Annotated in this window: 1 protein-coding gene; it reads left to right on the top strand. The window is 62.8% G+C overall.

Translation table 11 applies throughout. The features are described from left to right. Positions 1–584: PEP/pyruvate-binding domain-containing protein (locus ACWTU8_RS31980; RefSeq protein ID WP_455851274.1), on the top strand; the 584-nt coding region annotated here is incomplete at both ends.

The raw sequence follows: 584 nt of genomic DNA, 5'->3' as shown, positions 1-584 counted from the left end.
CAATCTTGGCCTCAACGACGAGACGGTCGAGGCGCTGGCCACCGATTCCGGCGATGCGCGCTTTGCCTATGACAGCTACCGCCGCTTCATCCAGATGTATTCCGATGTCGTCATGGGCCTCGATCACGAGGTGTTCGAGGAAATTCTCGAAGACCAGAAGGCCAGCCTCGGCCATGAGCTCGACACCGAACTGACGGCCATCGAATGGCAAGGTGTGATCGCGCTCTACAAGGCCAAGGTCGAGGAAGAACTCGGCAGGCCGTTCCCGCAGGATCCGCAGGAGCAGCTCTGGGGCGCCATCGGCGCGGTGTTCTCGAGCTGGATGAACAACCGCGCCATCACCTATCGGCGCCTGCACGACATCCCTGAAAGCTGGGGCACGGCTGTCAACGTTCAAGCCATGGTGTTCGGCAATATGGGCGAAACCTCGGCCACCGGCGTTGCCTTCACGCGCAATCCGTCGACCGGCGAAAAGCAGCTCTATGGCGAGTTCCTGGTGAACGCGCAGGGCGAGGATGTCGTCGCCGGCATCCGCACGCCGCAGAACATCACCGAGGCCGCCCGCATCGCCGCCGGCTCCGACA

The organism is Mesorhizobium sp. BHbdii, from assembly GCF_053848045.1.
This window is presented reverse-complemented; position numbering and strand designations above follow the sequence as displayed.